Source organism: Streptomyces kurssanovii (assembly GCF_040677245.1).
Classification (GTDB): domain Bacteria; phylum Actinomycetota; class Actinomycetes; order Streptomycetales; family Streptomycetaceae; genus Streptomyces; species Streptomyces kurssanovii.
On sequence record NZ_JBFAQK010000013.1, the window covers coordinates 113,896 to 136,517 of the forward strand.

The following is a 22,622-nucleotide window of genomic DNA, read 5'->3' on the forward strand; positions in this document are numbered from 1 at the left end:
GGTGCCCGGAACCCCTGAATGCCCGAAGACGCCGGGCGGCCTCCGGAACAAGCACCGCTTGCAGCAGAACACCCCCCATTCGAAGACGAAAAGCGAGGCGAGAATGAAGCATCCAGTCGCACTACGACTCTCCGCGGCGCTGGCCACGGGAGCCCTCGCGGCCGCGGCCGGTGTGGCTCTGTCGACGCCCGAGGCGTCGGCAGCGACCGGCGGCGCCACCGGCTACGCCACCCAGAACGGCGGGACCACCGGCGGCGCGGGCGGACAGACGGTGCGGGCCACCACGGGGACCGCGATCCACGCGGCCCTGTGCAACCGGGCGAGCAGCAGCACCCCGATCACCATCCAGGTCGAGGGGACCATCAACCACGGCAACACCAGCAAGGTCTCCGGCGCCAGTTGCAACACCGCCGACGGTGTGATCGAGCTCAAGCAGATCAGCAACGTCACGATCGTCGGCGTCGGCGGTGGAGCCGTCTTCGACCAGGTGGGCATCCACCTGCGCGAGGCCCGCAACATCATCATCCAGAACGTGACCGTCCGGAACGTCAAGAAGTCGGGCTCGCCCACGTCCAACGGCGGCGACGCCATCGGCATGGAGAGCGGCGTCCGCAACGTCTGGGTCGATCACACCACCCTGGAGGCGTCGGGCGGTGAGTCGGAGGGCTACGACGGCCTCTTCGACATGAAGGACAACACCCAGTACGTGACCCTGTCCTACAGCATTCTGCGCAACTCCGGCCGCGGCGGCCTCGTCGGCTCCAGCGAGAGCGACCTGTCGAACGGCTTCGTCACGTACCACCACAACCTCTACGAGAACATCGACTCCCGTGCGCCCTTGCTGCGTGGCGGCATCGGCCACATGTACAACAACCACTACAAGAGCCTCAACGAATCCGGCATCAACTCCCGTGCCGGCGCCCGCGCCAAGGTGGACAACAACTACTTCGAGGACTCCAAGGACGTCCTCGGCACCTTCTACACCGACGCGGCCGGATACTGGCAGGTCGGCGGCAACATCTTCGACAACGTGACCTGGTCCGCTCCGGGCGGCGACAACAACCCCGCCGGTCCGGACCCGAAGTCCAACACCACGGTCGCCATCCCGTACTCCTACAGCCTCGACGGCGCCAGTTGCGTGCCGGGCGTCGTGAGCCAGACCGCGGGAGCCAACAAGGGACTGCGGGTGTCGGACGGCAACTGCACGCCGCAGACGCCGGACCCGACCACCCCCGCCCCCACGCCGACGACCCCCGCGCCGGACCCGACCACCCCCGCGCCCACTCCGACCCAGCCCGGCGGGACCAACCTCAGCCTCGGCGCCGGCTCCGACGGCACCAGCAAGGCCGACGGGACGAGCTACGGCAACGTGCGCGACGGTGACATGAACACCTACTGGTCACCGGCCGGCCCGACCGGTTCCGTCTCGGTCAAGTGGGGCTCCGCCACCACGGTGTCGAAGATCAACATCCGCGAGGCGTCGGGCTCCGCGGGCAGCATCGGAACGTGGCGGGTCGTCAACCACGACACCGGTGCCGTGCTGGCCTCCGGCAGCGGAGCCGGAGTCATCACCTTCCCCCGGACGTCACTGCAGAAGATCACCTTCGAGATCACCGGCTCGACCGGAACGCCGCGGATCGCGGAGTTCGAGACCTACGCCGGTTGACAGGGCGCGCCGCCGTCCGGCGGGTCCGGCTCCCCGGACCCGCCGGACGGCCGTGCCGGCGCAGGACCGCGGCCGGCACAGGCCCGATCAGTCTCCACCCGCCTGCGTGTTCGCGGCGGAGGAATGATCGGGCGCTTTACGGTGGGCCGATGCGACGTGTTCCCAGGTGGGCCCTGATCTCGTCGGGGTGTGCCCCTCTCGTCCTGGTCGGAGGCTGGACGGTCGCCGCACTGCTGCAAGGCCCTGCATACGATCCCGCTACTCAGACGATCAGCGTTCTGGCGGCCTACGGGGCCGAGGGATTCTGGGTGATGACCGGAGCGCTCCTCGCCCTCGGCATCTGCCACCTGTTCACCGCCTGGGGGCTGCGCCCCGCCGCGCTCGCCGGACGTGTGGCGCTGGGGGGCGGTGGACTGGCGGCGTTCGCGGTGGTCCTGATCCCGGCGCCGAGCAGTGGGGGATCCCTGCGACACGGGTCGGTCGCCGCGGTGGGCTTCGCTCTGCTCGCGGTGTGGCCGGTACTGGCCGCCGATCGCGGCGGAGCGGCGCCATGGGGACTACGGCCCCTGCCCTCCCTCATGGTGACCCTTCTGATGGGCGTCGGTGCCGTCTGGTTCCTGATCGAAATACAGCGTCACGGAGTCGCTGGAGTCGCCGAACGCCTTGTGACATGCGTTCAGTCCCTATGGCCCTTCGTCGTCGTCGCCTCCTGCCTTCTGCATCCCGACAACAACGGACCTTCGAAGGGACCGCCGCCGGCTGTGGGATGAGGCCGGGAGGCACGGCCGGTGATCGAACCCCGTCCGGCGTCCGCGGTTCGTCAGGCACCCTTCTTGCCCAGGAGCCGGCGCAGCCTGGTCAGCGGCCATGTGTTGACGACGTCGTCCTTCGTGTGGGTGCTCCAACGGGGTCGGCCGGTGCTGACCGGACGGGGCCTCACCAACGGGACGCCGCCGTGACAGCGATCACGGCGAGCCTTCGCGGTGCGTTGCGTAGGCTGGCGACGTCGTCGCGGTAGGGGAGTGGATGGGGCAGCACGGCCCCCACGATTCGACCTGGCGATGCGTCAGAAAAGTCGGCAAGCGGTCAGCATGAGTCCTGAGGAACCTGGTGAAAGCTGACCGGACATGCGACTCGTTGTAGGGTAAGGAAACCGCCCTTGACCTGCAAAAACGCAGGCAGGGAGCCTATGTCCAGGAGTACCTCGATGATGCGTACCATGTTCAAGTCCAAGATCCACCGCGCCACCGTCACCCAGGCCGACCTGCACTACGTCGGGTCCGTGACCGTCGACCGCGACCTCATGGATGCCGCCGATCTGCTGCCCGGCGAGCTGGTCCACATCGTCGACATCACCAACGGCGCGCGCCTGGAGACCTACGTGATCGAGGGGCAGCGCGGCTCCGGTGTGATCGGGATCAACGGGGCCGCCGCGCACCTGGTGCACCCCGGTGACCTGGTGATCCTCATCAGCTACGCCCAGGTCGAGGACGCGGAGGCCCGCACCATGGTGCCCAGCGTCGTGCACGTCGACGCGGACAACCGGATCGTGGCGCTCGGCTCCGACGCCTCCGAGCCGGTGCCCGGCAGCGACACCTCGCGCAGCCCCCAGGCGGCTTCCGCGCTCTGAGCCGTGCACGCGGGCGAACCCCGCCGCCGGGGAGGAGACTGGGAGCAGAAGTGTTCCGGCCCGGCGGTGGGCACGCGTGCAGCGTGGGGCATGCGGTGACCGCGGCATCTCCTGCGGCTTCGCAGCGCAGGACCGCGGCGCCGACCCCGTGACAAGGGGGCTTTCCCGGAGACCGCCATGACTGTTCACAAGGTCGGTCAGGACATCAGCGTCCTCAACGACTGCCTCGAAGTCCCCGGCATCGGCTACCTCGCCGTCAACGCCTTCGTGCTCCACGCGGCGGAGCCCGTCGTCGTCGACACCGGCGTCGGGCTGCCGGACCGCGACTTCCTCGGCACACTCGCTTCGGTCGTCGATCCCGAGGACGTCCGCTGGATCTGGCTGACGCATCCCGACCGTGATCACACCGGAGGGCTGTTCGCGCTGCTGGACGCCGCACCGCACGCCCGTCTCGTCACGACCTACCTCGGCGTCGGCATCATGTCGACGGAGCGCCCGCTCCCGTTGGACCGCGTGTATCTGCTCAACCCCGGCCAGCGCCTCGACGTCGGCGACCGTACGCTCAGGGCCTTCCGGCCGCCGCTGTTCGACAACCCGGCCACCACCGGCTTCTACGACGACACCTCGCGCGTCTGCTTCAGCTCGGACTGCTTCGGCGCCCCGATGCCGACCGCTGAGCTGGCGACCTCCGACCACGCGGGCGACGCCACGGACGACGAACTGCGCGACGGTCAGCTGCTCTGGGCAGCCGTGGACAGTCCGTGGATCCACAACGTCGACACCGCCAAATACCTGGCCAGTGTCCAACCGCTGCGCGAGATGGCGCCCGAGGCGGTCCTCAGCACGCACCTGCCGCCGGCCGTCGGCATCGCACCGCGGATGATCGACACCATCTCCCGGGCCCCGGGCGCCGACCCGTTCGTCGGGCCGGACCAGGCCGCGCTCGAGCAGATGCTGGCCTCGTTCGAGCCGGTGGGGACGCCGGCGGCCCCGGTCGTGCCCGCCTGAGACGGCCCGCCGCGCGGCCGGCGTCGTGCGTGGAGGGCGCTAGCATCGCGATCATGCTGGCGCTGCTGCACACGTCCCCTGTCCACATACCCGTCTTCGACGCGCTGAGGGACAGTGGTCACCCGTCCCTGGAGCTACGGCATCTCGTCCACGACGATTTGCTTGCCCGCGCGATGGCCGAGGGCCCTCCGGCCGTCGCCGCCGCGGTGGACGAGGTCCTCGCCGGTGCCGTCGCCGACGGCGCCACCGCGGTGCTGTGCACCTGCTCGACGATCGGCCAGGTCGCGGAAGCCTGCGCGTCACGCCTCGGCGTGCCGGTGCTCCGGGTGGACCGGCCGATGGCCGCCGCCGCGGCCCGGTACCGGCGGATCGTCGTGGTCGCGGCGGTCCGTAGCACCCTGGAGCCGACGGCCACGCTCATCAGGGAAGAGGCCGCCGGGCGCGACATCGATTTGAGCACGCGGCTCGTCGAAGGCGCATGGGAGCGTTTCGAGGCGGGGGACCACGACGGATACGTGGACGCCGTGGCCGGGGCCCTCGACGATGTGCGCGGCGCGGACGTCATCGTGCTCGCCCAGGCCTCGATGGCCGACGCCGCCGGCCGCACCACCAGCCGGGTGCCTGTGCTCTCCAGCCCCGGGACGGGCTTCCGCGCGGCAGCCGCCGCGGCCGGCGCCTGACCCGGGGACGCCGCAGCGTGACTGGATCGCGCCGGAACGGGAACGCGATACGGGACCGCGGAACGAAAACGACCCTCACAAGATCCGTCCCGCGGAACGGAAGAGATCCATGACGTCCCCCGGGAGGCCGGCATGACGCACCCGAACCCCGCCCCCGCACCCCCGGTGCCCACGCCCGACCCCGGGCCGCCGCCGGACCCGGGTCCGATGCCGGGTCCTGTGCCGACTCCGAGCCCGCCGCCGGTGCCCCCGCCGGATCCGATCCCGCAGCCGCCGGGTCCCGGCCCGCAACCCGTTCCGGGACCGGAACCGGAGCCGGGACCGGCCGGCGTCTGACGGAGCCGCACGGAGCGGCGTCTGACGGAGCCGCACGGAGCGGCGGTCCTGCAGAGCCGTCCGGAGCCGCTCTCCCCGACCGGGGAGAGCGGCTCCGGACGTATGTCAGTCGGCCGTCACCTCCGAGCGGTCGCCGCCCCACAGCGTGTGGAACGACCCCTCCCGGTCGGTCCGCCGATAGGTGTGCGCGCCGAAGAAGTCCCGCTGGCCCTGGGTGAGCGCGGCGGGCAGCCGCTCCGCCCGCAGCGCGTCGTAGTAGGCCAGCGCGGCGGCGAAGCCCGGCGTCGGGACGCCCTGCCGGGCGGCTGTCGCGACGACGTCCCGCCAGTCGTCCTGGGCCGCGCCGATCTCCTCGGCGAACTGCTTGTCGGCGAGCAGGCTCGGCAGGTCCCGCTGTTCGTCGTACGCCCCGCGGATACGGTCGAGGAACGCGGCCCTGATGATGCAGCCGGCACGCCAGATCGCGGCGACCGAGCCGGCGTCGACCTCCCAGCCGTACGCCTCGCTCCCGGCCTGCACCTGGTGGAAGCCCTGCGTGTACGACACGATCTTGGACGCGTACAGCGCCTGCTCCACCCGGTCGGCGAATCGGCCCGCCTCCTCGGCGTCGAGGGGCCGAGGCTGAGGGCCGGGGAGCGAGCGCGACACCTCCCGCAGCTCCGCGTGGCCCGACAACGAACGCGCGAAGACGGCCTCGGCGATACCGGAGACGGGGACGCCCAGATCCAGCGCGATCTGCACCGTCCAGCGGCCGGTGCCCTTCTGCTCCGCCTGGTCCATGACGACGTCGACGAACGGCCTGTCCGTGGCCGCGTCCGTGTGCGCCAGCACCTCCGCGGTGATCTCGATCAGATACGAGTCCAGCCGCCCGGTGTTCCAGGTGCGGAAGGTCTGCGCGATCTGCTCGGGCGAGTAGCCCGCGACCGTACGCAGCAGGTGGTACGCCTCCGCGATGAGCTGCATGTCGGCGTACTCGATGCCGTTGTGCACCATCTTCACGAAATGCCCGGCGCCGTCCGGCCCGACGTGCGTGACGCACGGGGTGCCGTCGGGGGCCTTCGCCGCGATCCTCTCCAGCAGCGGGCCGAGCGAGGCGTACGACTCGGCCGAGCCGCCCGGCATGATGCTCGGACCGTGCAGGGCGCCCTCCTCGCCGCCGGAGATCCCGACGCCCACGAAGTGGATACCGCGTTCCCGCAATTCCTTCTCGCGGCGCCTGGTGTCGGCGAAGTGGGCGTTGCCGCCGTCGATGATGACGTCGCCCTCTTCCAGCAGTGGTGCGAACTCCTCGATCACCGCGTCCGTGGCGTCACCGGCCTTGACCATGATGACCAGACGGCGCGGCCGCTCCAGCGCGGCGACGAACTCCTCCGGCGACTCGGCGGCGACGAACGTCCCCTCGCCCCCGAACTCCTCCACCAGGGCCCGCGTCCTTGCGGCCGTACGGTTGTGCACGGCCACGGTGAAGCCGTTGCGGGCGAAGTTCCGGGCCAGATTCCGGCCCATCACCGCGAGACCCGTGACGCCGATCTGAGCTGTTCCACTCATGCGTGTGCTCCTGGAAGTCCGTAGGAATGTGCCGCCCCTACGCATACGCAGGGATACGGCAGGCCATTCATCGATCCTCGAGCCGTGCGGAGGCTTCCGCACGCGGTCATTGTCGGCCCGCGGGCGCCGTTCGGGCACCGCGGCGCCCCAAGCGGGCGGCGCCCCGCTCGACTCCGGACCGCCACACCCGCCTGACCAGGCATGACGAGCTCGGCAAACGCGGCTCGTGGTCATGACCCGCGGCGCCTGGGGCAGCACCGTCCACACGGCGGACGGTGCCGTGGTCGCCTTGGTCGCCGCCCCCGCCGTACCCGCCGACGTCGTCAACACCATCGGCGCAGGGGACGCGGCCATGGCAGGCGTGCTCGCGTGGCTCGCGGCCGGGGGCGTGGCGGCTCCACCTGCCCGCCGTCCGGGCCGAGGCGATGCTCGACCGCGCCTCCGAAATCGCGGTGCCGGTCTGCGCGCAGAAGAGGCACCGAGCCGGCGTTGCCGGTGCCGTGCTGAGCGTGCCTGCGACCGCGCCGGGCCCGTGGCCGACGCCCGCACCGGCAGGGTGCAGGCGTCGGCGGGCGCCCGCTGCCGGCCGGTGGGCGCACCTCCACCGGGCGGTGTCGCGGCCGGCCGGCGGGGGCGCGCCCCTGTCCGTGGAGCACCGACCCCGCCGGGGTATGTTGCGTCCAGGGGAAGGAGCATCATGGCGGACGGCAAGAGACGGACAGTGCGCGACCTGCGGCGCGGCAACCGCGCCCTCGTCCTGCAGCGGCTGTACTTCGACGGCCCGCTGAGCCGCCAGGAACTCGGACCGGCCACCGGACTCAGCTCGGGCTCCATCAGCAACGTCGTCTCCGAACTCGTCACCGAGGGCCTCCTCGAAGAAGCCGGCATCGTCGACTCCGACGGCGGCAGGCCACGCACCCTGCTGCGCGTCGCCCCCGCCAGCGGCCTGCTGATCGGCATCGACATCGGTGAGACCCGCGTACGGGCCGAACTCTTCGACCTCTCCTTCACCGAGCTGGCGCGCACCGAGCGGCCGCTCGCCCAGCACGGCTACGACGTCGACCGCATCGTCTCCCACGTACGCGCCGCCGTCGCCGACGTCCTGCGCGACGGCGACGCCGATCCCGGCCTGCTGCTCGGCGTCGGCATCGGCGTGCCCGGCATCGTCGAACACTCCGCCGACGGCGCCGTCGTCCACGGCCAGACCATCGGCTGGAACGCCGTCCCCTTCGAGCAGTTGCTGCGCAAAGCCGTCGACATCCCTTCCGAGGCACCGCTGTTCATCGACAACGGCGCGAAGACGCTCGGGCAGGCGGAGATGTGGTTCGGCGGCGGCCGGGGAGCGGCATCCGCCGCGGTCGCCCTCATCGGCTCCGGAGTCGGCGCGTGCGTCGTGCACGCCGCGACACCCGACGAGAGCGCCCGTACCGACGCCCTCGAATGGGGCCACACCGTGGTCCACATCCGGGGGCGGCGCTGCCGGTGCGGATCCCTCGGCTGCCTCGAGGCGTACGCCGGCGCGGAAGCACTCCGCGAACGCCGGCGGGAAGCGGGCGTGGCGCCGGCGACGGCGGACACGGACGACATGGCCGACACCGACGACGAGACGGCGCTGGCCGCGCTGCTCGCCGCGGCGTATCCCCTCGACGGGCCGGCCGACTCCGCGGCCCTGGCCCTCCTCGACGAGACGGCCGCATACCTGGGCGCCGCGGTCGCCGACCTCATCAACCTTTTCCGGCCCGAACGCATCCTGCTCGGCGGCTGGGCCGGACTCCAGCTCGGCCCGCACCTCCTGCCCCAAGTGCGGCGCTACGCGGCCGAGTACGCCCTTGAACACGCCGCCGCCCGCACGACGATCGAACTCGGCCGACTGGGCGCGGACGCGGTCACGGTGGGCGCGGCGACGCTGCCGCTCTCCGACTTCCTCACCCGCGGTGGGACGCGCCCGGTCCGGGTCACGTAGCCCCGTCGTCCTCTCCGACTTCCTCACCCGCGGCGGGACGCGCCCGGCCGGGCCACGTAACGCCGTCGCCCTCTCCGACTTCCTCACCCGCGGTGGGACGCGCCCGGCCCGGGCCACGTAGTCCCGTCGTCGTCCTGGCCGACGTTGCGCCCGCGCGGGCGTGGCCCGGCGTATGGGCGCGTCAGCCCCCGCAGAACCCTCCCCTCCTTGGAGAGGGCTGGGGCGTCAGCCCCCACGGGGTCCGGGGCGGAGCCCCGGTTTCGGGAAAGGGGCGGGGTGGGGAACGCCCGCGCAGCGGCACGCGGGCCGGCAGCGTACGGGCTGTGCGGGGGTGGATGGGGGCGTCAGCCCCAAAGAACCCTTCTCTCCCCTCCCCGGAGGGGGCTGGCGGCCGTCAGCACCCCACGGGGTCCGGGGCGGAGCCCCGGTTTCGGGAAGGGGCGGGGTGGGGGAAACGCCTCCCGGCCACCGTCCGGTATCGGCCAGCTCTCCGCTGAGACCTTGTCACTGTCCGTACCCGCAGCCTAAGTTGGCCGATTGCGACATGACCTGAAATGCGTCCAGGGGGAGCCCGTCATGGCCGGAACCGGTCGACACCGCAGATATCAGCCGAGCCGCATCAACCGCGCTTCGCTGACCGTCACGGCAGGCGGCGCCGGCATCGCGCTGCCCCTGGTCGGCGCGGGATCGTCGCACGCCGCCTCCGTCGACGTGTGGGAGAAGGTCGCGGCCTGCGAGTCGACCGACAACTGGCGGATCAACAGCGGCAACGGCTACTACGGCGGTCTGCAGTTCAGCCAGGCCACCTGGGAGGCGTACGGCGGCCGCAAGTACGCCCCGCGCGCGGATCTCGCCACCAAGGACCAGCAGATCGCCGTCGCGGAGAAGGTGCTCGAGGCGCAGGGGCCGCGCGCCTGGCCGACCTGCTCCGTGAAGGCGGGGCTGACCCGTGGCGGGGACGCCCCCGAGATCACGCAGCCGCGGCCCCAGGAGGCCGCTCCGCCGAAGCGGATCGCGCCGAAGGCCGCAACGTCCCCCACGACCGTTCCGACGCAGCGCGAGGGCTACACGGTCGCCCGGGGCGACTCGCTCTCCCGCATCGCCCGCACCGAGCGGGTGAAGGGCGGCTGGCAGCAGTTGTACGCGCAGAACCGCACGGTGGTCGGTGACGACCCCGATCTGATCTTCCCCGGGCAGCGGCTCACCCTGCGGGGCAAGGCCGCGCCACAGGGGGATCGGCCCGCCACCGCCGGGCCGGACCGCCAGGCGGAGAAGGTGCGGCCGGAGACGGCGCCGAAGCCCAAGCCGAAGACGGCACCCAAGCCCAAGCCCAAGCCCGTGCCCGCTCCCGCGCCGAAGCCGAAGCCCGCCCCCAAGCCGGCCTCCAAGCCCGCCCCCGCCCAGAAGCCCCGCACCGAGGCAGCCTCGTTCGCCGCGCCCGTCGCCGCCGGGCCGTCGACCGCCTACCGCAAGACTGGTTCGTCCTGGTCGAGCGGCTATCACACGGGCGTCGACTTCGCGGTGCCCACCGGCACGTCCGTGAAGGCGGTCGCCTCAGGAAAGGTCGTCTCTGCCGGCTGGGGCGGCGCGTACGGGTACGAGATCGTCATCCGGCACGGCGACGGCCGTTACAGCCAGTACGCGCACCTGTCCGCGCTGACCGTGCGTGCGGGCCAGCAGGTGAGTGCCGGTCAGCGGATCGCCCGCTCAGGATCCACCGGCAACAGCACGGGACCGCATCTCCACTTCGAGATCCGTACGGGTCCCGGGTACGGCTCGGACATCGACCCGCTCGCCTACCTCCGGGCGAGAGGTGTGTCGGTCTGATCCCACGCCCGGAGCCCCGCCCAGGCGCTCGAGCGTGAGCAGGATCAGGCCACCGGCCGCCACCACACCGCAGGCGAGCGCCAGCACCGTGCCGACCACGCCGTAGCGGAAGTCCTCGCCGAACATGGTGATGCCGACGACCGCCGCCACCACCGGATTGACGACGGTGACCGTCGCCAGCGGCGCCGCGAGACCGGCGCCCCGGTAGGACGCCTGCGACAGGAGGAGGCCGCCCGTCGCCAGCGCGGCGATGACCGCGAGGCTCGGCCACTGGCCGAGCGGTGCGTCCCACTGCCAGTCCACGGCCACCGACTTGGTGAACACGGACGCGATGCCGAAGGCGACGCCGGCGGCGCCGGCCAGCAGGACGCTGCGCATGATCGGCCGGTGCATGCCCTGCGCCATCAGGAAGAGCAGCGCCACGGTGCCGAGGGTCGCCGCCGCGAGGACGCCGCGGCCCGCGGTGCCCAGCGAGCGGGATTCCGCCTCCCCCGTGAGGGCGAGAAGTCCGGCGAGTCCGACGGTCGCCATGATGGCCCCGCGCCACGCGGTGCGGCCGGCTCTGCGCCGGACGAACAGCGCGGCCATCGGCAGGGCGAAGACGATGGTGAGTGCTCCCAGCGGCTGGACCAGGCTCAGCGGGCCGTACGCGAGGGCCACCACGTGCAGTACGGCTCCCACGCTGTTGAGGACGACGGCGGCCCACCAGCGCCTCTGGTGCAGTGGGGCGTACGGCCTGGAGGGCGTCGTGGTCGCCACGTGTTCCTGAAGGATCGCCCCGGCCGCGTAGGCGACCGCCGAGACGAGTGACAGGAGCACGGACAGCGCGAGGGAGCTCATGGTCACCACCCTGTCCCGTGTCCGGCTTCACGTCGTCGTTCTTGAGCAGGCACTTGTGCGTACTACCGACGTAGTACGGGTGTAGTGCCGAGGTCCCCCTTCCGGCGGGGGCGCGCTGTCCCGGGACGACTGCCGGACCGGTCGGCGCGCACACGGTTCACCCTCCAGTATCCGTTCGGAGGCTGTCACCCGCATGCTTCTGCAACGTTAGAGAAGGCTTCGGTCCCGGCGCTCGTCGCGCCCCCTGGTGGCCATGCGGCCGTCGACCGGCGGAAAGCCCCCGACAGGGCATGCCGGACCCCCATCCGGCATGCCCTGTCCCCCCTGGAAGTGGCCGGAGCGCACACGGCGACCGCCACGTCGGACCTGACGGATCACATAGTGGGGCCCGCCCCGCCGAACTGTGTGGGAAATGTGAAACCTGTCGCAAAACGGATGTGCCGCGCGAGGGGGCGGAGCGCCGCCCCGACCGTGCGGCGCGCGTCGCCGGGGCGGTGGCGGCAGTGGGCGCTCGGGACGAGGCGGCCCATGGGGCATCAGAGGTCCAGACCGGTTCACGCACTCGACGATCACCTGCCGACCCGACGAGATCCGGCCATCCGTCCCGCCTTCTTGCCCGTGGACCGAGGTTCCCGTCCCGCGGCGGCGGCGGCCGACGTGACGGCCGTCATTTGGCCGACCACTCGACTCTCAGTACAGTCGTGCTTTTGAAACGTGGCATTCGAGTGACCGAGGAACGGCAACCAGCGATGACGGTGACAGAGGACAGCCCGGTGGCGTACGGGCCGGGCATCGACCCGGAGCGGCTGGCCGTCTGCCTGAGCGTGCTCGAAGAGCTCGACAAGCTCGAGGTCGACCATCCCGACGCGATCGCGGTGCGCCGCGCCACCGCCGGGATCTACCGGACGGTGAAGCAGCGCCGCCGCCAGGAGCGACGGGCCGCCAAGACGGCGCACGACAAGGCCGTCACGGAGGCGACCGCGACCGGTTCCGCCGCCCGGATCGACGACGAGACGCAGGGCCTGCTGCCGTCGTCGTCCGTCATGGGCGAGATCGCCGGGGTACTCCGCCGTCCGCGTTCCTGCTACATCTGCAAGGCGCGCTACGTCGAGGTCGACGCGTTCTACCACCAGCTGTGCCAGTCGTGCGCGGCCGAGAACCGTGCCCGCCGTGACGCGCGGACGGACCTGTCCGGCAAGCGGGCCCTGCTCACCGGTGGCCGCGCCAAGATCGGCATGTACATCGCCCTGCGGCTGCTGCGGGACGGTGCGCACACGACCATCACCACCCGCTTCCCCAACGACGCGATCCGCCGCTTCAAAGCGATGCCGGACAGTGACGAGTGGATCCACCGTCTCAAGATCGTCGGTATCGACCTGCGCGACCCGGCGCAGGTCGTGGCCCTCGCCGACTCCGTCGCCGCGGAGGGCCCGCTGGACATCCTGATCAACAACGCCGCCCAGACCGTCCGCCGCTCCCCGCAGGCGTACCGGGAGCTGCTCACCGCCGAGAGCGCGCCGCTGCCCGCGGGCGAGCTGCCGCCGGCCGAGGTCATCGGCACCTTCGGCAGCGGCGCCGTCGAGTCGGTGGCCGCGCTGCCGTCGTCCGCCGGGGACGGGCTGACGGCCCAGGACGTCACGGACCTCGCGCTGGTCAGCGGCTCCGCCTCGCTCGAGCGCATCGCGGCAGGGACGGCCATCGACGCGGGCGGCCTCGTGCCCGACCTGCACGACACGAACAGCTGGATCCAGACGGTCTCCGAGGTCGACCCCGTCGAGCTGCTCGAGGTGCAGCTCTGCAACTCGACGGCGCCGTTCATCCTGATCAGCCGGCTCCGTCCGGCCATGGCCGCGGCGCCCGGCAAGCGGAAGTACGTCGTCAACGTGTCCGCCATGGAAGGCGTCTTCAGCCGCGGCTACAAGGGGGCCGGCCACCCGCACACGAACATGGCCAAGGCCGCGCTGAACATGCTGACCCGTACCAGCGCCCAGGAGATGTTCGAGGCGGACGGCATCCTGATGACGGCCGTCGACACCGGCTGGATCACCGACGAGCGGCCGCACCCCGACAAGATGCGCCTGGCGGACGCCGGCTTCCACGCGCCGCTGGACCTCATCGACGGCGCTGCCCGCGTCTACGACCCGATCGTCCGCGGCGAGGGCGGCGAGGACCTCTACGGCTGCTTCCTCAAGGACTACGCCCCGGCGAACTGGTAGGCGCCCAGGCGCACATCGCCCCACCGTTCCAGGCGCGGATCGCACCGCACTCGAGGCCGGTGCACCCGATACGGGTGCACCGGCCTTTTGTTGCGGTTCGGACACGGTATTGGCCGGAATCAAGCGGAATTAGAGGCCCCATCGAGCGCGGTGGTGCTCATTTGGTTAACCTGGGGTCAATGGACAGCCACCAAGGGATCCACGAAACCCCTTCGGCCGTCCTGGGACAGGTCTGCAACCAGGCTGCGGTCCCGCCCGAGTGACGGCGCCACCGCGACCGAACTGCCCTGTCCCAGTTACGCGACACAGAGGAGTGCGCGGTGACACAAGATGTGAAGCAAGACCAACGACCGCCGGAACGCGGCGTCGAACGGGCCGCCAAGGCCGAGGAGATCCGCAATCTGGAGGTCTGGGCGCGCTCGGCCCCGATCCGGCTCGCCGGATACGAGGACGACCTCGCCGAACCGCACATCCTGCCGGGTATCGACTGACCTGACCCGCGCTTCGATCCGTGTGCCCCCCGCCCGCCAGGGCCGGGGGCACACGGATGAGGCCCCCGCCGCTGTCGTCCTTCATGAGAGCCGTGTGGGTGCCAGGAATTCGCGGACGTAGGTGCGGTGCCACCACGCACCGGTCTCACGGCGCTCCCGCCCGGTGGTGAACCGGTAGCGGTAGAGCCGCGCCCGGACATGGGCGGGCGGCCGGTCGGGGAAGGGGTTGCGGTGCAGCAGCCGCAGCGTGTCCCGGTCGCCTTCGAGCAGGCGTTCCACGAAGGGCAGGAACCACGACCGCGCGTAGACGGGGGAGAGCGCGGCGAACCACATCAGCCAGTCCAGCCGCAGGTGATAGGGCGCGAACTGGCGCGGCAGCCGGTGCACGTCGCCCGGCTTGCCCTTGAACTCGTACTCCCGCCAGACGGTGCCCTCCTTGAGGGTCCCCTCATCGGTGCCCTCGACGACCAGTTCCAGCCGGACCCGGCCCACCGTGCCGAACGCGCCGTAGGTGTTGACCAGGTGCAGTGAGTCGTACGAGCGGTTCATCGCCTGCCGTTTCGAGAGCAGGTTGCGCGCCGGGCGGTAGCTGAGGACCAGCAGCAGCGCGGTCACGGCGATCACCACGATCTCGAACCAGAGCGGTGCTCCGGGAAGTGAGCGGTCTCCCGCGACGAGCGAGCCGTCCAGCGCGGACAGGGCGAGGACGATCGTCAGCCAGTTGAGCCAGGCGAAGTTGCCCGACAGGACCAGCCACAGCTGGGTCACCACGATCAGCCCGGCGGCCACGCTCGCCACCGGCTGCGGGGCGAAGAGCAGGACGGGGACGCCGAGTTGGACGACGTGGTTGGCCGCCGCCTCCACCCTGTGGGCGGCTCGGGGGAGACGGTGGAAGTACCAGCTGAGCGGGCCGGGCATGGGCTGGGTCTCGTGATGGAAGTACAGACAGGTCAGATTTCGCCAGCACAGGTCACCGCGGATCTTGATGAGCCCCGCCCCGAACTCCACCCGGAACAGCAGCCAGCGCAACAGCCACAACACCAGCACCGGCGGCTGGTTGTGCTCGTTGCCGAGGAAGACCGCGAGGAAGCCGGCCTCCAGCAGCAGGGTCTCCCAGCCGAATCCGTACCAGGTCTGGCCCACGTTGACGATGGAGAGGTACAGCACCCACAGCACCGCCCACCAGGCCATCGCGACCACGAGCGGCAACCGGTCGGCGGCTCCGGCGACCAGGGCCGCGGAGAGCAGACAGCCCGTCCAGGCGACGAGTGCGAAGAAACGGTCGGAGTAGTGCAGCCTGAAGAGGCTCGGCGACTCCTTGGCGGGCACCCGGCGCAGGAAGTCCGGCACCGGCAGCATGCCCCGCTCGCCGATCAGCGCCCGGAACTGCAGCGCGGCGGTGAGGAAGGCGACGAGATACACGGCGGCAAGAGCCCGCTGGAAGACCAGCCTGCTCAGCCAGTAAGCGTCGTCGCCGAACCATTCCATCACCTCCAGTATCAGGCCGCGGCGATCCGCCGCAGCGTGTGGCCGAGCCGCCGGGCGTACCAGTGCTGGAGCACGGGGACGACCGGACCGCCGAGCCGGCTGTACCAGGCGGCGGGCCTGCTGAACGCCAGGACGGTGAACCAGACGGACCCGTCGTCGTGCAGGTCCACGACGAACGACTCCTCTCCGGTCTCCGGGTGCCCGGTGAGGGTGCCGTAGGCGAAGCCGGTGCGGTCCTTCTCGTACACCGTCCAGATCACCTCGCACGGCGCGCTGATGCGGAGCGGGCCGACGCCGACGGACACCTCGACGCGGGCACCGGGTTCGGCGCGATGGACCGAGGCCCGCAGCCTGGCGCCCGACCCGCGGTGCATGCGCCAGGTCGTCACGGCGGTGCCCGCCGCCTCGAAGACGGCCCGGCCCTGACCGATCCGGGTGGTGTGGTGCAGGTGGTTGTAGCCGGCCGGGAGCGGCCCGTGCCGCGTGGCACCGACGTTCCGGTAGGTGAGCCGTCCGGTGGCCCTGTCCGCGCCGTTCATGCGGCACTCTCCTTCATGTCCTTGATCCTCCGCCAGGCCAGTACCGAGCAGAGTGCGAAGCCGAGGGCGTTGCCCAGCCCGTGGGTGGCGGCCATCCATGTCAGGCCGGGGTGCGGGATGTCGGCGGCCTGTCCTACCGCCCAGCTCAGCGCCAGCAGCATCGTCGCCACCAGCACCGCCGCCGAGACGGCCAGCAGCGCCCGGGTGTACGGGTCCCGTTCCGCACCCCGGACGTCGCGCCAGGTCAGCAGCGCCACGGCCCACATGCCCGCGGTCAGCACCAGCGCGCCCGCCAGTTCGGCCCAGTCGTCGACGAAGTACCCCGCGAGGACGGTCAGCGTGCCGAGCGGCACGCTCAGGGCGGCGAAGCGGGCGAGCCCTCCGGCAGCCGCGCCGCACACCAGGCCCGCCACGAGCGCGGCGGTGAATCCGGCGAAGTGGAAGTGCGGCACCGTCAGCGCCAGGATCGGCAACGTGAAGCCGAACAACTCGTACCCGGCCCGCTCGGCGACCAGCGCGAGGCCCGCGACGGACGGTGCGGCCAGCGCGGTGAGCACCGCGACCTCGGCGGGCGCCAAGGAACGGGTGCGCACCAGCCGCCGCGGCGCCTGGGCGGCGAGCAGCAGTGTGCCCAGCGCGTAGACGACGGCGAGCGTGGTGGCGACGGCGCCCCGCGGCAGCCACAGCGCGACCGCGCCCGGCACGGCGAACAGCGGCCACATCCGCCGAACGGGCGCGAGCCGTACGGGGTCCACAAGACGCAGCCCGGCGGGCACGACGACCAGCATGCCCAGCATGACGATCAGGTTGACCAGTACGAACATGCCGCACCCCCCATCGGTTGAACGTGTTCAAACCTTCTGACGCCGACCTTATGCGCTGAACTGAACGCGTTCAAGTCGCGGCTTCGGTGATGATCCGTCAGAAATGGAGGGACATCTCGAGCTGCGGGAGGCGGGAGATCTTGGTGCGCTCACCGATGCGTGGTCTGTACGCGACGGTCGCCGTGCTGTGCCTGGGGCCGCTGGCCGCCGGCTGCGGTGGTGACAGCAGGGCGGCCGAGCCGGGGGAGATCCTCCTCCAGTCGCGCGCCGCGCCGGGACCGGATCCCTTCACCGCGTCGACCGTCACGGCCGGAGCGCCGGCGGCGCTGCCGGCCGTCGCCAGTGCGCCGAAGAGCCCGTCCGGGGGCGGGGTGACCCTCCGTACGGTGTCCGGCGCGACACCGGGCCTCTACGCGGGCACCCAGGAGGAGGCCGCCTGCGACATCGGACGCCAGGCCGGGCTGCTGGCGGCGGACAAGCGCAAGGCGAAGGCCTTCGCCGAAGCGGTGGGCGTCGAGCGGTCCGGAGTCGCCGCGTTCCTGCGCGGCCTCACCCCGGTCGTGCTCCGCGCCGACGTCCGGGTCACCGGCCACGGCTTCCGTGACGGGTCCGCCGTCGCCCGGCAGTCGGTGCTCCAGGCCGGTACCGCCGTACTGGTCGACGAGTTCGGGGCCCCGCGGGTGCGCTGTGCCTCCGGAGCACCGCTGAAGCAGCCGGTGGCGATCAGGACCGCGCTGGTCAACAAGGGCGAGCCCTGGACCGGATACCGGACGGACCGGGTGATCGTCATCAAACCGGCCACGCAGGCCGTCAACAACCTCCTGCTCGTCAGCGCCATCGACAACGGCTGGATCGAGCGCCCCAGCGGCACGGAGGGCGAGGACGACGCCAGGCCCGCCGTGCTCCCGCCCGTCGACCCCGACGAGGTCTTCGCCGACCCCACCCGCACGGACCCGGACGGGGCGGCGGATCCGGCGGGTGCGGAGGGCGCCACTCCCGAGCCCCGGCCCTCGACCGCCCCTCCGCGGCCGCCCGTGGAGCCGGCGCCCGTCGAGCCCCCGGCGCTCGAACCGCCGGTGGAGCCCGAGGTCCCGGCCGCCCCGCAGCCGGACCTGCCCGCGGACCCGGACCAAGGGGTGCCCGACCTCGTGGAGCCCGAACCGGCCGACCCTGGTCCTACCGCGGGGTCGGAGGCCGGGCCGGAGCAGGATCCGGTCGGCGCGGAGCCGGTCGCTCCCGCCGGCCCGGGCCGGGAAACCCTTCCGGAGGCGGACGAGCTGCCGCGCTGAGCGGTCCGTCCGACAGCTCGTGGAAGACGACAAATCGTGACAGAGTGGCTCCATGGTTGATCGGGCAGCGGGTGCCCTGTCGCTCCCCGACGACTGGCCGGCGCACGCGGACGTGAGCCTGCACCTCAACCGCATGGGCACCTTCGACTGGGACCTTTCAAGCGGGCTCATGCACATGGACGGGCCCGGCCTCGAGGTGTTCGACCTGCGTCCCGAGGAGTACGACGGCCGTCCGGAGAGCCTGGGCATGCGGGTACCGGCCGACGAGGCCGTCCGGCTGGACACGATGGTGGCCCAGGCACTCAAGAGCGGGAACGACAACTACGGCGCCTACTTCCGTATCCGGCGCCGTGACGGCACCCTGCGGTGGACCCACACCCAGGGCTGCGTACGGCGGGACGAGACCGGCCGCCCCGTGCGCATCATCGGCATCGTCCGGGACGCCACCCAGGAGCTCGCCGACTCCACCGCCCATGTCGAGGTCGACCTCGAGCGCCGCAAACAGACCAGCGTCGTCGAGAGCACCACGGCCGCCCTGGCGCACGCCAGGACCGTGCAGGACGTCATCGAACTGCTCAAGAACACCCACGGGCTCGAGCACCTCGGCGCCACCAGCCTCGTCATGGGACTGCTCGAGTCGGGCCGTATCCATCTCGTGGCCGAGGGTCCGGAAGGCTCCTTCGTGCCCGGCACCCGCTACACACGGGTCGACGAGCAGTACCCGATGAGCGAAGTCGTGCGTACGCTCACCCCGCGTTTCATCGAGTCCGCGGCCGACTTCGCCCGGTCGTACCCGGTCCTGTGGCCGCACATCCGCGGACTCGGCATCACCGCCGCGGCGTACCTGCCCCTGATCGCCCAGGCCCGCCCCATCGGAGCGCTGGGGCTTCTCTACAGCGACAAGACCAGCTTCAGCGCCGATGAGCGCAATCTCCTGGTGGCGCTCGGCAGCAGCATCGCCCAGAGCCTCCAGCGGGCCATGCTCTACGAGCAGGAGCACGACCTCGCGGAGGGGCTCCAGCAGGCCATGCTGCCGCGCCGGATCCCCGAAGTGCCGGGCGCGCAGATCGCGGTGCGCTACCGTTCCGCGCGGTTCGGGCGGGACATCGGCGGCGACTGGTACGACATCATCGCGCTGCCCGGCGGCCGTGTCGGGGCCGTCATCGGCGACGTACAGGGCCACGACACACACGCGGCCGCCGTGATGGGACAGCTCCGCATCGTCCTGCGTGCCTACGCCGCAGAAGGCCACACACCGGCCACCGTGATGGCCCGGGCCTCCGTCTTCCTGCACGAACTGGACACCGACCGCTTCGCCACCTGCACCTACGCCGAGGTCGACCTCTCCACCGGGGTCGTGCAGGTCGTCAGGGCCGGGCACGTCGACCCGCTGATCAGGGAACTCAACGGCAGCTGCCGGAGGCTGGCGCTCCAGGGAGGGCTGCCGCTGGGGCTCTCCGCCGAGTTCGGCCGGCTCGAGTACCCGGTCAGCACCGTCGAGCTCGACCCCGGGCAGACGCTGGTGATGTACACGGACGGCCTGGTCGAACAGCCCGGCGCCGACCTCGACGACGGGATGCAACTGCTCGCCGAGCTGGTTCACGGCGGCCCGCGCGACCTCCAGCTGCTGGCGGACCGGCTCTGCGAGGTGGTGGACGAACGCGGGGGCGACGACGACGTGGCGCTCCTGCTGCTGCGCCGCAAGGGCGCCTACACCGCCCAGGCGGGCGGCCGCCTCCAGCAGCACGTCGCCCAGGGCGACCCGGAGGCGCTGCGCTCGGCACGCCACATGGTCAGGGCCGCCGTACGCGCGTGGGGTGCCGGCGAGCGGGCGGACGAGATCGAGCTGGCCGCCGACGAGATGATCACGAACGCGCTCATGCACACCGACGGCGGGGCGATCGTCACCACCCGGGTCCTGGCCGGCGCCGAACGGCGGCTCCGGGTCGAGGTCGAGGACCGCTCCAGCGCGCTGCCGCGCCGGCGTGAGGCCGGCGTCGCGGGCGTCTCCGGGCGGGGCCTGATGCTGGTGGACCGGCTCTCCGACAGCTGGGGCGTCGAGTCACGCGGCAGCGGAAAGTGCGTGTGGTGCGAGTTCCGCATGCCGGACCGGCTCGCGCCCTGACGAGGCGCTCGGGGCGGGACCGTCCGGTCACGGCGGTGGGCCGGCTCGGCCGCGGAGCCGGTCCAGACGGCTGATCACCGGGGTGGCCGCGACTCCATGGATCATGACGGACGCAAGGACGGCGAAGGCGACGACGGACCACAGCTCCTCGGCGTGCCCGGCGAAACGGCCCTGCCCCAAGGCGTACGCGAGATAGAACAGCGAGCCGATACCGCGGATGCCGAACGCGGAGGTGACGAGCCGCTCGCGGGTGCCCGTACGGAAGCCCAGCTGGCCGACCCAGCCAGTGACCGGGCGGATCACGAGGATGAGCAGTACACCGAGGAGCGCGCCCGGCCAGTCGAGCGCGCCGAGCCCGCCGGTGACCAGATAGCCGCCGAGGAGGAAGAGGAGGAAGGCGGTCAACAGGCGCTCGACCTGCTCGGTGAACTCGTGCAGGACCTTGTGATAACCGTGGCTGCGCTCGGCGGACCGGATGGCGCAGGCGGTGACGAAGACCGCGAGGAAGCCGTAGCCGTGCAGCAGTTCGGCCACGCCGTACGACACGAAGGTGGCACCCAGGGCGACGAAGCCCTCCATGTGCTCGGACAGCCGCAGGGCGGAGAGCTTGGCGCGGAAGAACATCCGGCCGAGGAGCTGTCCGGCAGCAAGGCCCGTCAGCACGCCGATGGCGCTCTTTCCGAGCAGATCGGTCAGCAGCCAGCCGCCGATCCATTCGAAGGGCCGGCCGGAAGCCGCAGCGGAGGCGGCGGCCAGCGCCGCCAGGACGAAAGGGAAAGCCAGCCCGTCGTTGAGACCGGCCTCGCTGGTGAGGGTGAAGCGCACCTCGTCCTCGTCCTGCTCGGCGTCGGTGGGCTCCCCGACCCGGACCTCCGCCGCCAGCACCGGATCGGTGGGCGAGAGCACCGCCGCCAGCAGCAGGGCGAGGGCGAACGGCCACTCCAGCAGCAGGCAGGCCGCCAGCGCGGTGCACGCGACGGTGAGCGGCATGGTGATCCCCAGCAGACGCCAGGGACCTGCCCATGCGCGCAGCCCGAACGGGCGGTTGATGGCCAGGCCCGCGCCCATCAGGGACACGATCACGCAGACCTCGGTGACGTGTTCCACCCACAGCCGGTCCCTCACCGGGTCCACGACCGGCACAGGGAGCGGGAGCGCGGCGACGAGCGCGCCCGCCGCCAGGAACACCATGGGCATCGACAACGGGCGCTTGAACACGATCCGCGGCACGACGGCTGCCGCCAGTGCGCCGACCCCCAAGGCCGCGTAGACGGCGTCCGAGAACATCATCCGCACCATCCTCCCCCAGGGCTCCGGCGAAGGTGCGGAGCGCGCGCCGACTCAGGAACCGCTGGACGACGCGTCCGCCGTCACCCTCTTGAGGGTCCGGCCCGTGCGGGCGGACCGGGCCCGGCGGGGCTCCGGCGCGTGGTGCGGGGAGGCGTGCCGGTCGTGCTTCTTCACCAGGAGCCACGTCTCGCGTCCGCCGTCCCGGCCGTCGCGTGTGCGGGTCAGCGCGTAGCCGCCGTGCAGTTTCCTGCCGTCGAGCCAGAACGAGGCGTGGCCGGCCGCCAGGGCGTCGGCGAAGGGGATCTCGTTGCCGCGCCGGTCGGTGGCGAGGCTGCGGTAGGTGCCCTCGTCCCAGATGATGACGGCACCGGCGCCGTACTCGCCGGGCGCGATGACGCCTTCGTAGTCCGCGTACTCCAGCGGATGGTCCTCGGTCGGCATGGCGAGGCGCTTCGCGCCGGGGTCGGCGGACGGGCCCTTCGGGACGGCCCAGCTCTTGAGGACGCCGTCCACCTCGAGGCGGAAGTCGAAGTGCATCGTGCTCGCGTCGTGGATCTGGACCACGAACGAGAGCGCCTCGCGGTCGTGGGGGCCGCCCCTTCCCGAGGGCTCGCTGGTGCGGTGGAAATCGCGCTTGCGGCGGTACTCCGCCAGAGCGTCGCGGGCAGGCATGGGAACTCCTTCGCTGCGGCCCGGGTGCGGATCGCGGGTACCCGGCCGCGGGGCGCTCAAGCACCGGCCTCGCCACCCTTCCGTCCGGGAGGGTGGTCGGCGGCGTCCTCTTCACGCTGACGCTGCGGGCGCGCGGGCCGCTGCGATAGATCGGACAGGTGAGGAGGGGAAGGCTCGATTCCCCTTGAGT

18 protein-coding genes and 1 pseudogene are annotated in these 22,622 nt (G+C 71.8%); 12 read left to right on the forward strand and 7 right to left on the reverse strand.

The window, feature by feature from the left end; genetic code table 11:
• Window positions 1-103 precede the first annotated feature (103 nt).
• The 5 genes from AB0K36_RS12800 to AB0K36_RS12820 all read left to right on the forward strand — a co-directional run bounded on the left by AB0K36_RS12800 (window position 104) and on the right by AB0K36_RS12820 (window position 4,984).
• Window positions 104-1,666 (forward strand): pectate lyase family protein, encoded by a 1,563-nt coding sequence (locus AB0K36_RS12800; RefSeq protein WP_364592324.1) that lies wholly within the window; start codon window positions 104-106, stop codon window positions 1,664-1,666.
• A gap of 149 nt (window positions 1,667-1,815) precedes the next feature.
• On the forward strand, window positions 1,816-2,436 hold the full coding sequence (locus AB0K36_RS12805; RefSeq protein WP_364592327.1) for a DUF998 domain-containing protein: 621 nt from the start codon (window positions 1,816-1,818) through the stop codon (window positions 2,434-2,436).
• Window positions 2,437-2,873: 437 nt separating this feature from the next.
• The gene (gene panD / locus AB0K36_RS12810; RefSeq protein WP_364592330.1) at window positions 2,874-3,296 is read left to right on the forward strand and encodes an aspartate 1-decarboxylase; all 423 of its coding nucleotides are present in this window, start codon (window positions 2,874-2,876) and stop codon (window positions 3,294-3,296) included.
• Between the two features lie 177 nt (window positions 3,297-3,473).
• A complete protein-coding gene (locus AB0K36_RS12815) occupies window positions 3,474-4,304 on the forward strand; it encodes an MBL fold metallo-hydrolase (RefSeq protein WP_364592333.1) in 831 nt (276 codons plus the stop codon).
• Between the two features lie 53 nt (window positions 4,305-4,357).
• Complete coding sequence (locus AB0K36_RS12820) at window positions 4,358-4,984, forward strand: aspartate/glutamate racemase family protein (RefSeq protein ID WP_364592336.1); 627 nt, start codon at window positions 4,358-4,360, stop codon at window positions 4,982-4,984.
• A 441-nt stretch (window positions 4,985-5,425) separates the two neighbouring features.
• Here AB0K36_RS12820 and gnd read toward each other — a convergent pair whose 3' ends face one another.
• Complete coding sequence (gene gnd, locus AB0K36_RS12825; protein WP_364592339.1) at window positions 5,426-6,868, reverse strand: NADP-dependent phosphogluconate dehydrogenase; 1,443 nt, start codon at window positions 6,866-6,868, stop codon at window positions 5,426-5,428.
• A gap of 226 nt (window positions 6,869-7,094) precedes the next feature.
• On the opposite strand from gnd, the pseudogene AB0K36_RS12830 reads away from it, so the two are divergent.
• From AB0K36_RS12830 to AB0K36_RS12840, 3 genes and pseudogenes are all read left to right on the forward strand, one after another.
• Window positions 7,095-7,244, forward strand: a pseudogene (locus tag AB0K36_RS12830) (PfkB family carbohydrate kinase); the annotation flags it as partial.
• A gap of 321 nt (window positions 7,245-7,565) precedes the next feature.
• Window positions 7,566-8,831: an ROK family transcriptional regulator gene (locus AB0K36_RS12835; RefSeq protein WP_364592423.1), complete on the forward strand. Its 1,266-nt coding sequence runs from the start codon at window positions 7,566-7,568 to the stop codon at window positions 8,829-8,831.
• 576 nt (window positions 8,832-9,407) lie between these two features.
• Window positions 9,408-10,658, forward strand: a complete 1,251-nt coding sequence (locus AB0K36_RS12840) for a peptidoglycan DD-metalloendopeptidase family protein (protein WP_364592341.1) — start codon at window positions 9,408-9,410, stop codon at window positions 10,656-10,658.
• On the opposite strand, the gene AB0K36_RS12845 is transcribed toward AB0K36_RS12840, so the two are convergent.
• The gene (locus tag AB0K36_RS12845) at window positions 10,539-11,498 is read right to left on the reverse strand and encodes a DMT family transporter (RefSeq protein WP_364592344.1); all 960 of its coding nucleotides are present in this window, start codon (window positions 11,496-11,498) and stop codon (window positions 10,539-10,541) included. The genes AB0K36_RS12840 and AB0K36_RS12845 overlap by 120 nt on opposite strands.
• Window positions 11,499-12,247: 749 nt before the next feature.
• Between AB0K36_RS12845 and AB0K36_RS12850 the strand changes: the two genes are divergently transcribed.
• Window positions 12,248-13,714 carry an SDR family NAD(P)-dependent oxidoreductase gene (locus AB0K36_RS12850; RefSeq protein ID WP_364592347.1) on the forward strand — a complete coding sequence of 489 codons (1,467 nt, stop codon included), beginning with the start codon at window positions 12,248-12,250 and terminating at the stop codon, window positions 13,712-13,714.
• A 320-nt stretch (window positions 13,715-14,034) separates the two neighbouring features.
• Complete coding sequence (locus AB0K36_RS12855) at window positions 14,035-14,205, forward strand: hypothetical protein (RefSeq protein ID WP_005308489.1); 171 nt, start codon at window positions 14,035-14,037, stop codon at window positions 14,203-14,205.
• Between the two features lie 81 nt (window positions 14,206-14,286).
• On the opposite strand, the gene AB0K36_RS12860 is transcribed toward AB0K36_RS12855, so the two are convergent.
• The 3 genes from AB0K36_RS12860 to AB0K36_RS12870 are packed head-to-tail and all read right to left on the reverse strand — an operon-like array spanning window position 14,287 to window position 17,056.
• Window positions 14,287-15,693 (reverse strand): lipase maturation factor family protein, encoded by a 1,407-nt coding sequence (locus AB0K36_RS12860; RefSeq protein ID WP_364592351.1) that lies wholly within the window; start codon window positions 15,691-15,693, stop codon window positions 14,287-14,289.
• An 11-nt stretch (window positions 15,694-15,704) separates the two neighbouring features.
• A complete protein-coding gene (locus AB0K36_RS12865; protein ID WP_364592354.1) occupies window positions 15,705-16,232 on the reverse strand; it encodes a DUF1990 domain-containing protein in 528 nt (175 codons plus the stop codon).
• Window positions 16,229-17,056, reverse strand: a complete 828-nt coding sequence (locus AB0K36_RS12870; protein ID WP_364592355.1) for a YndJ family protein — start codon at window positions 17,054-17,056, stop codon at window positions 16,229-16,231. The genes AB0K36_RS12865 and AB0K36_RS12870 overlap by 4 nt, the downstream gene beginning before the upstream one ends.
• 143 nt (window positions 17,057-17,199) lie before the next feature.
• Here AB0K36_RS12870 and AB0K36_RS12875 point away from each other — a divergent pair, with 143 nt between their 5' ends.
• Both AB0K36_RS12875 and AB0K36_RS12880 read left to right on the forward strand, forming a co-directional pair.
• Complete coding sequence (locus tag AB0K36_RS12875) at window positions 17,200-18,345, forward strand: DUF6777 domain-containing protein (RefSeq protein WP_364592358.1); 1,146 nt, start codon at window positions 17,200-17,202, stop codon at window positions 18,343-18,345.
• 52 nt (window positions 18,346-18,397) lie between these two features.
• Window positions 18,398-20,470 (forward strand): SpoIIE family protein phosphatase, encoded by a 2,073-nt coding sequence (locus AB0K36_RS12880; RefSeq protein WP_364592361.1) that lies wholly within the window; start codon window positions 18,398-18,400, stop codon window positions 20,468-20,470.
• A gap of 27 nt (window positions 20,471-20,497) precedes the next feature.
• Here AB0K36_RS12880 and AB0K36_RS12885 read toward each other — a convergent pair whose 3' ends face one another.
• Complete coding sequence (locus AB0K36_RS12885; RefSeq protein ID WP_364592364.1) at window positions 20,498-21,760, reverse strand: cation:proton antiporter; 1,263 nt, start codon at window positions 21,758-21,760, stop codon at window positions 20,498-20,500.
• A gap of 51 nt (window positions 21,761-21,811) precedes the next feature.
• The gene (locus AB0K36_RS12890; RefSeq protein WP_364592368.1) at window positions 21,812-22,432 is read right to left on the reverse strand and encodes a DNA polymerase ligase N-terminal domain-containing protein; all 621 of its coding nucleotides are present in this window, start codon (window positions 22,430-22,432) and stop codon (window positions 21,812-21,814) included.
• Window positions 22,433-22,622 lie beyond the last annotated feature (190 nt).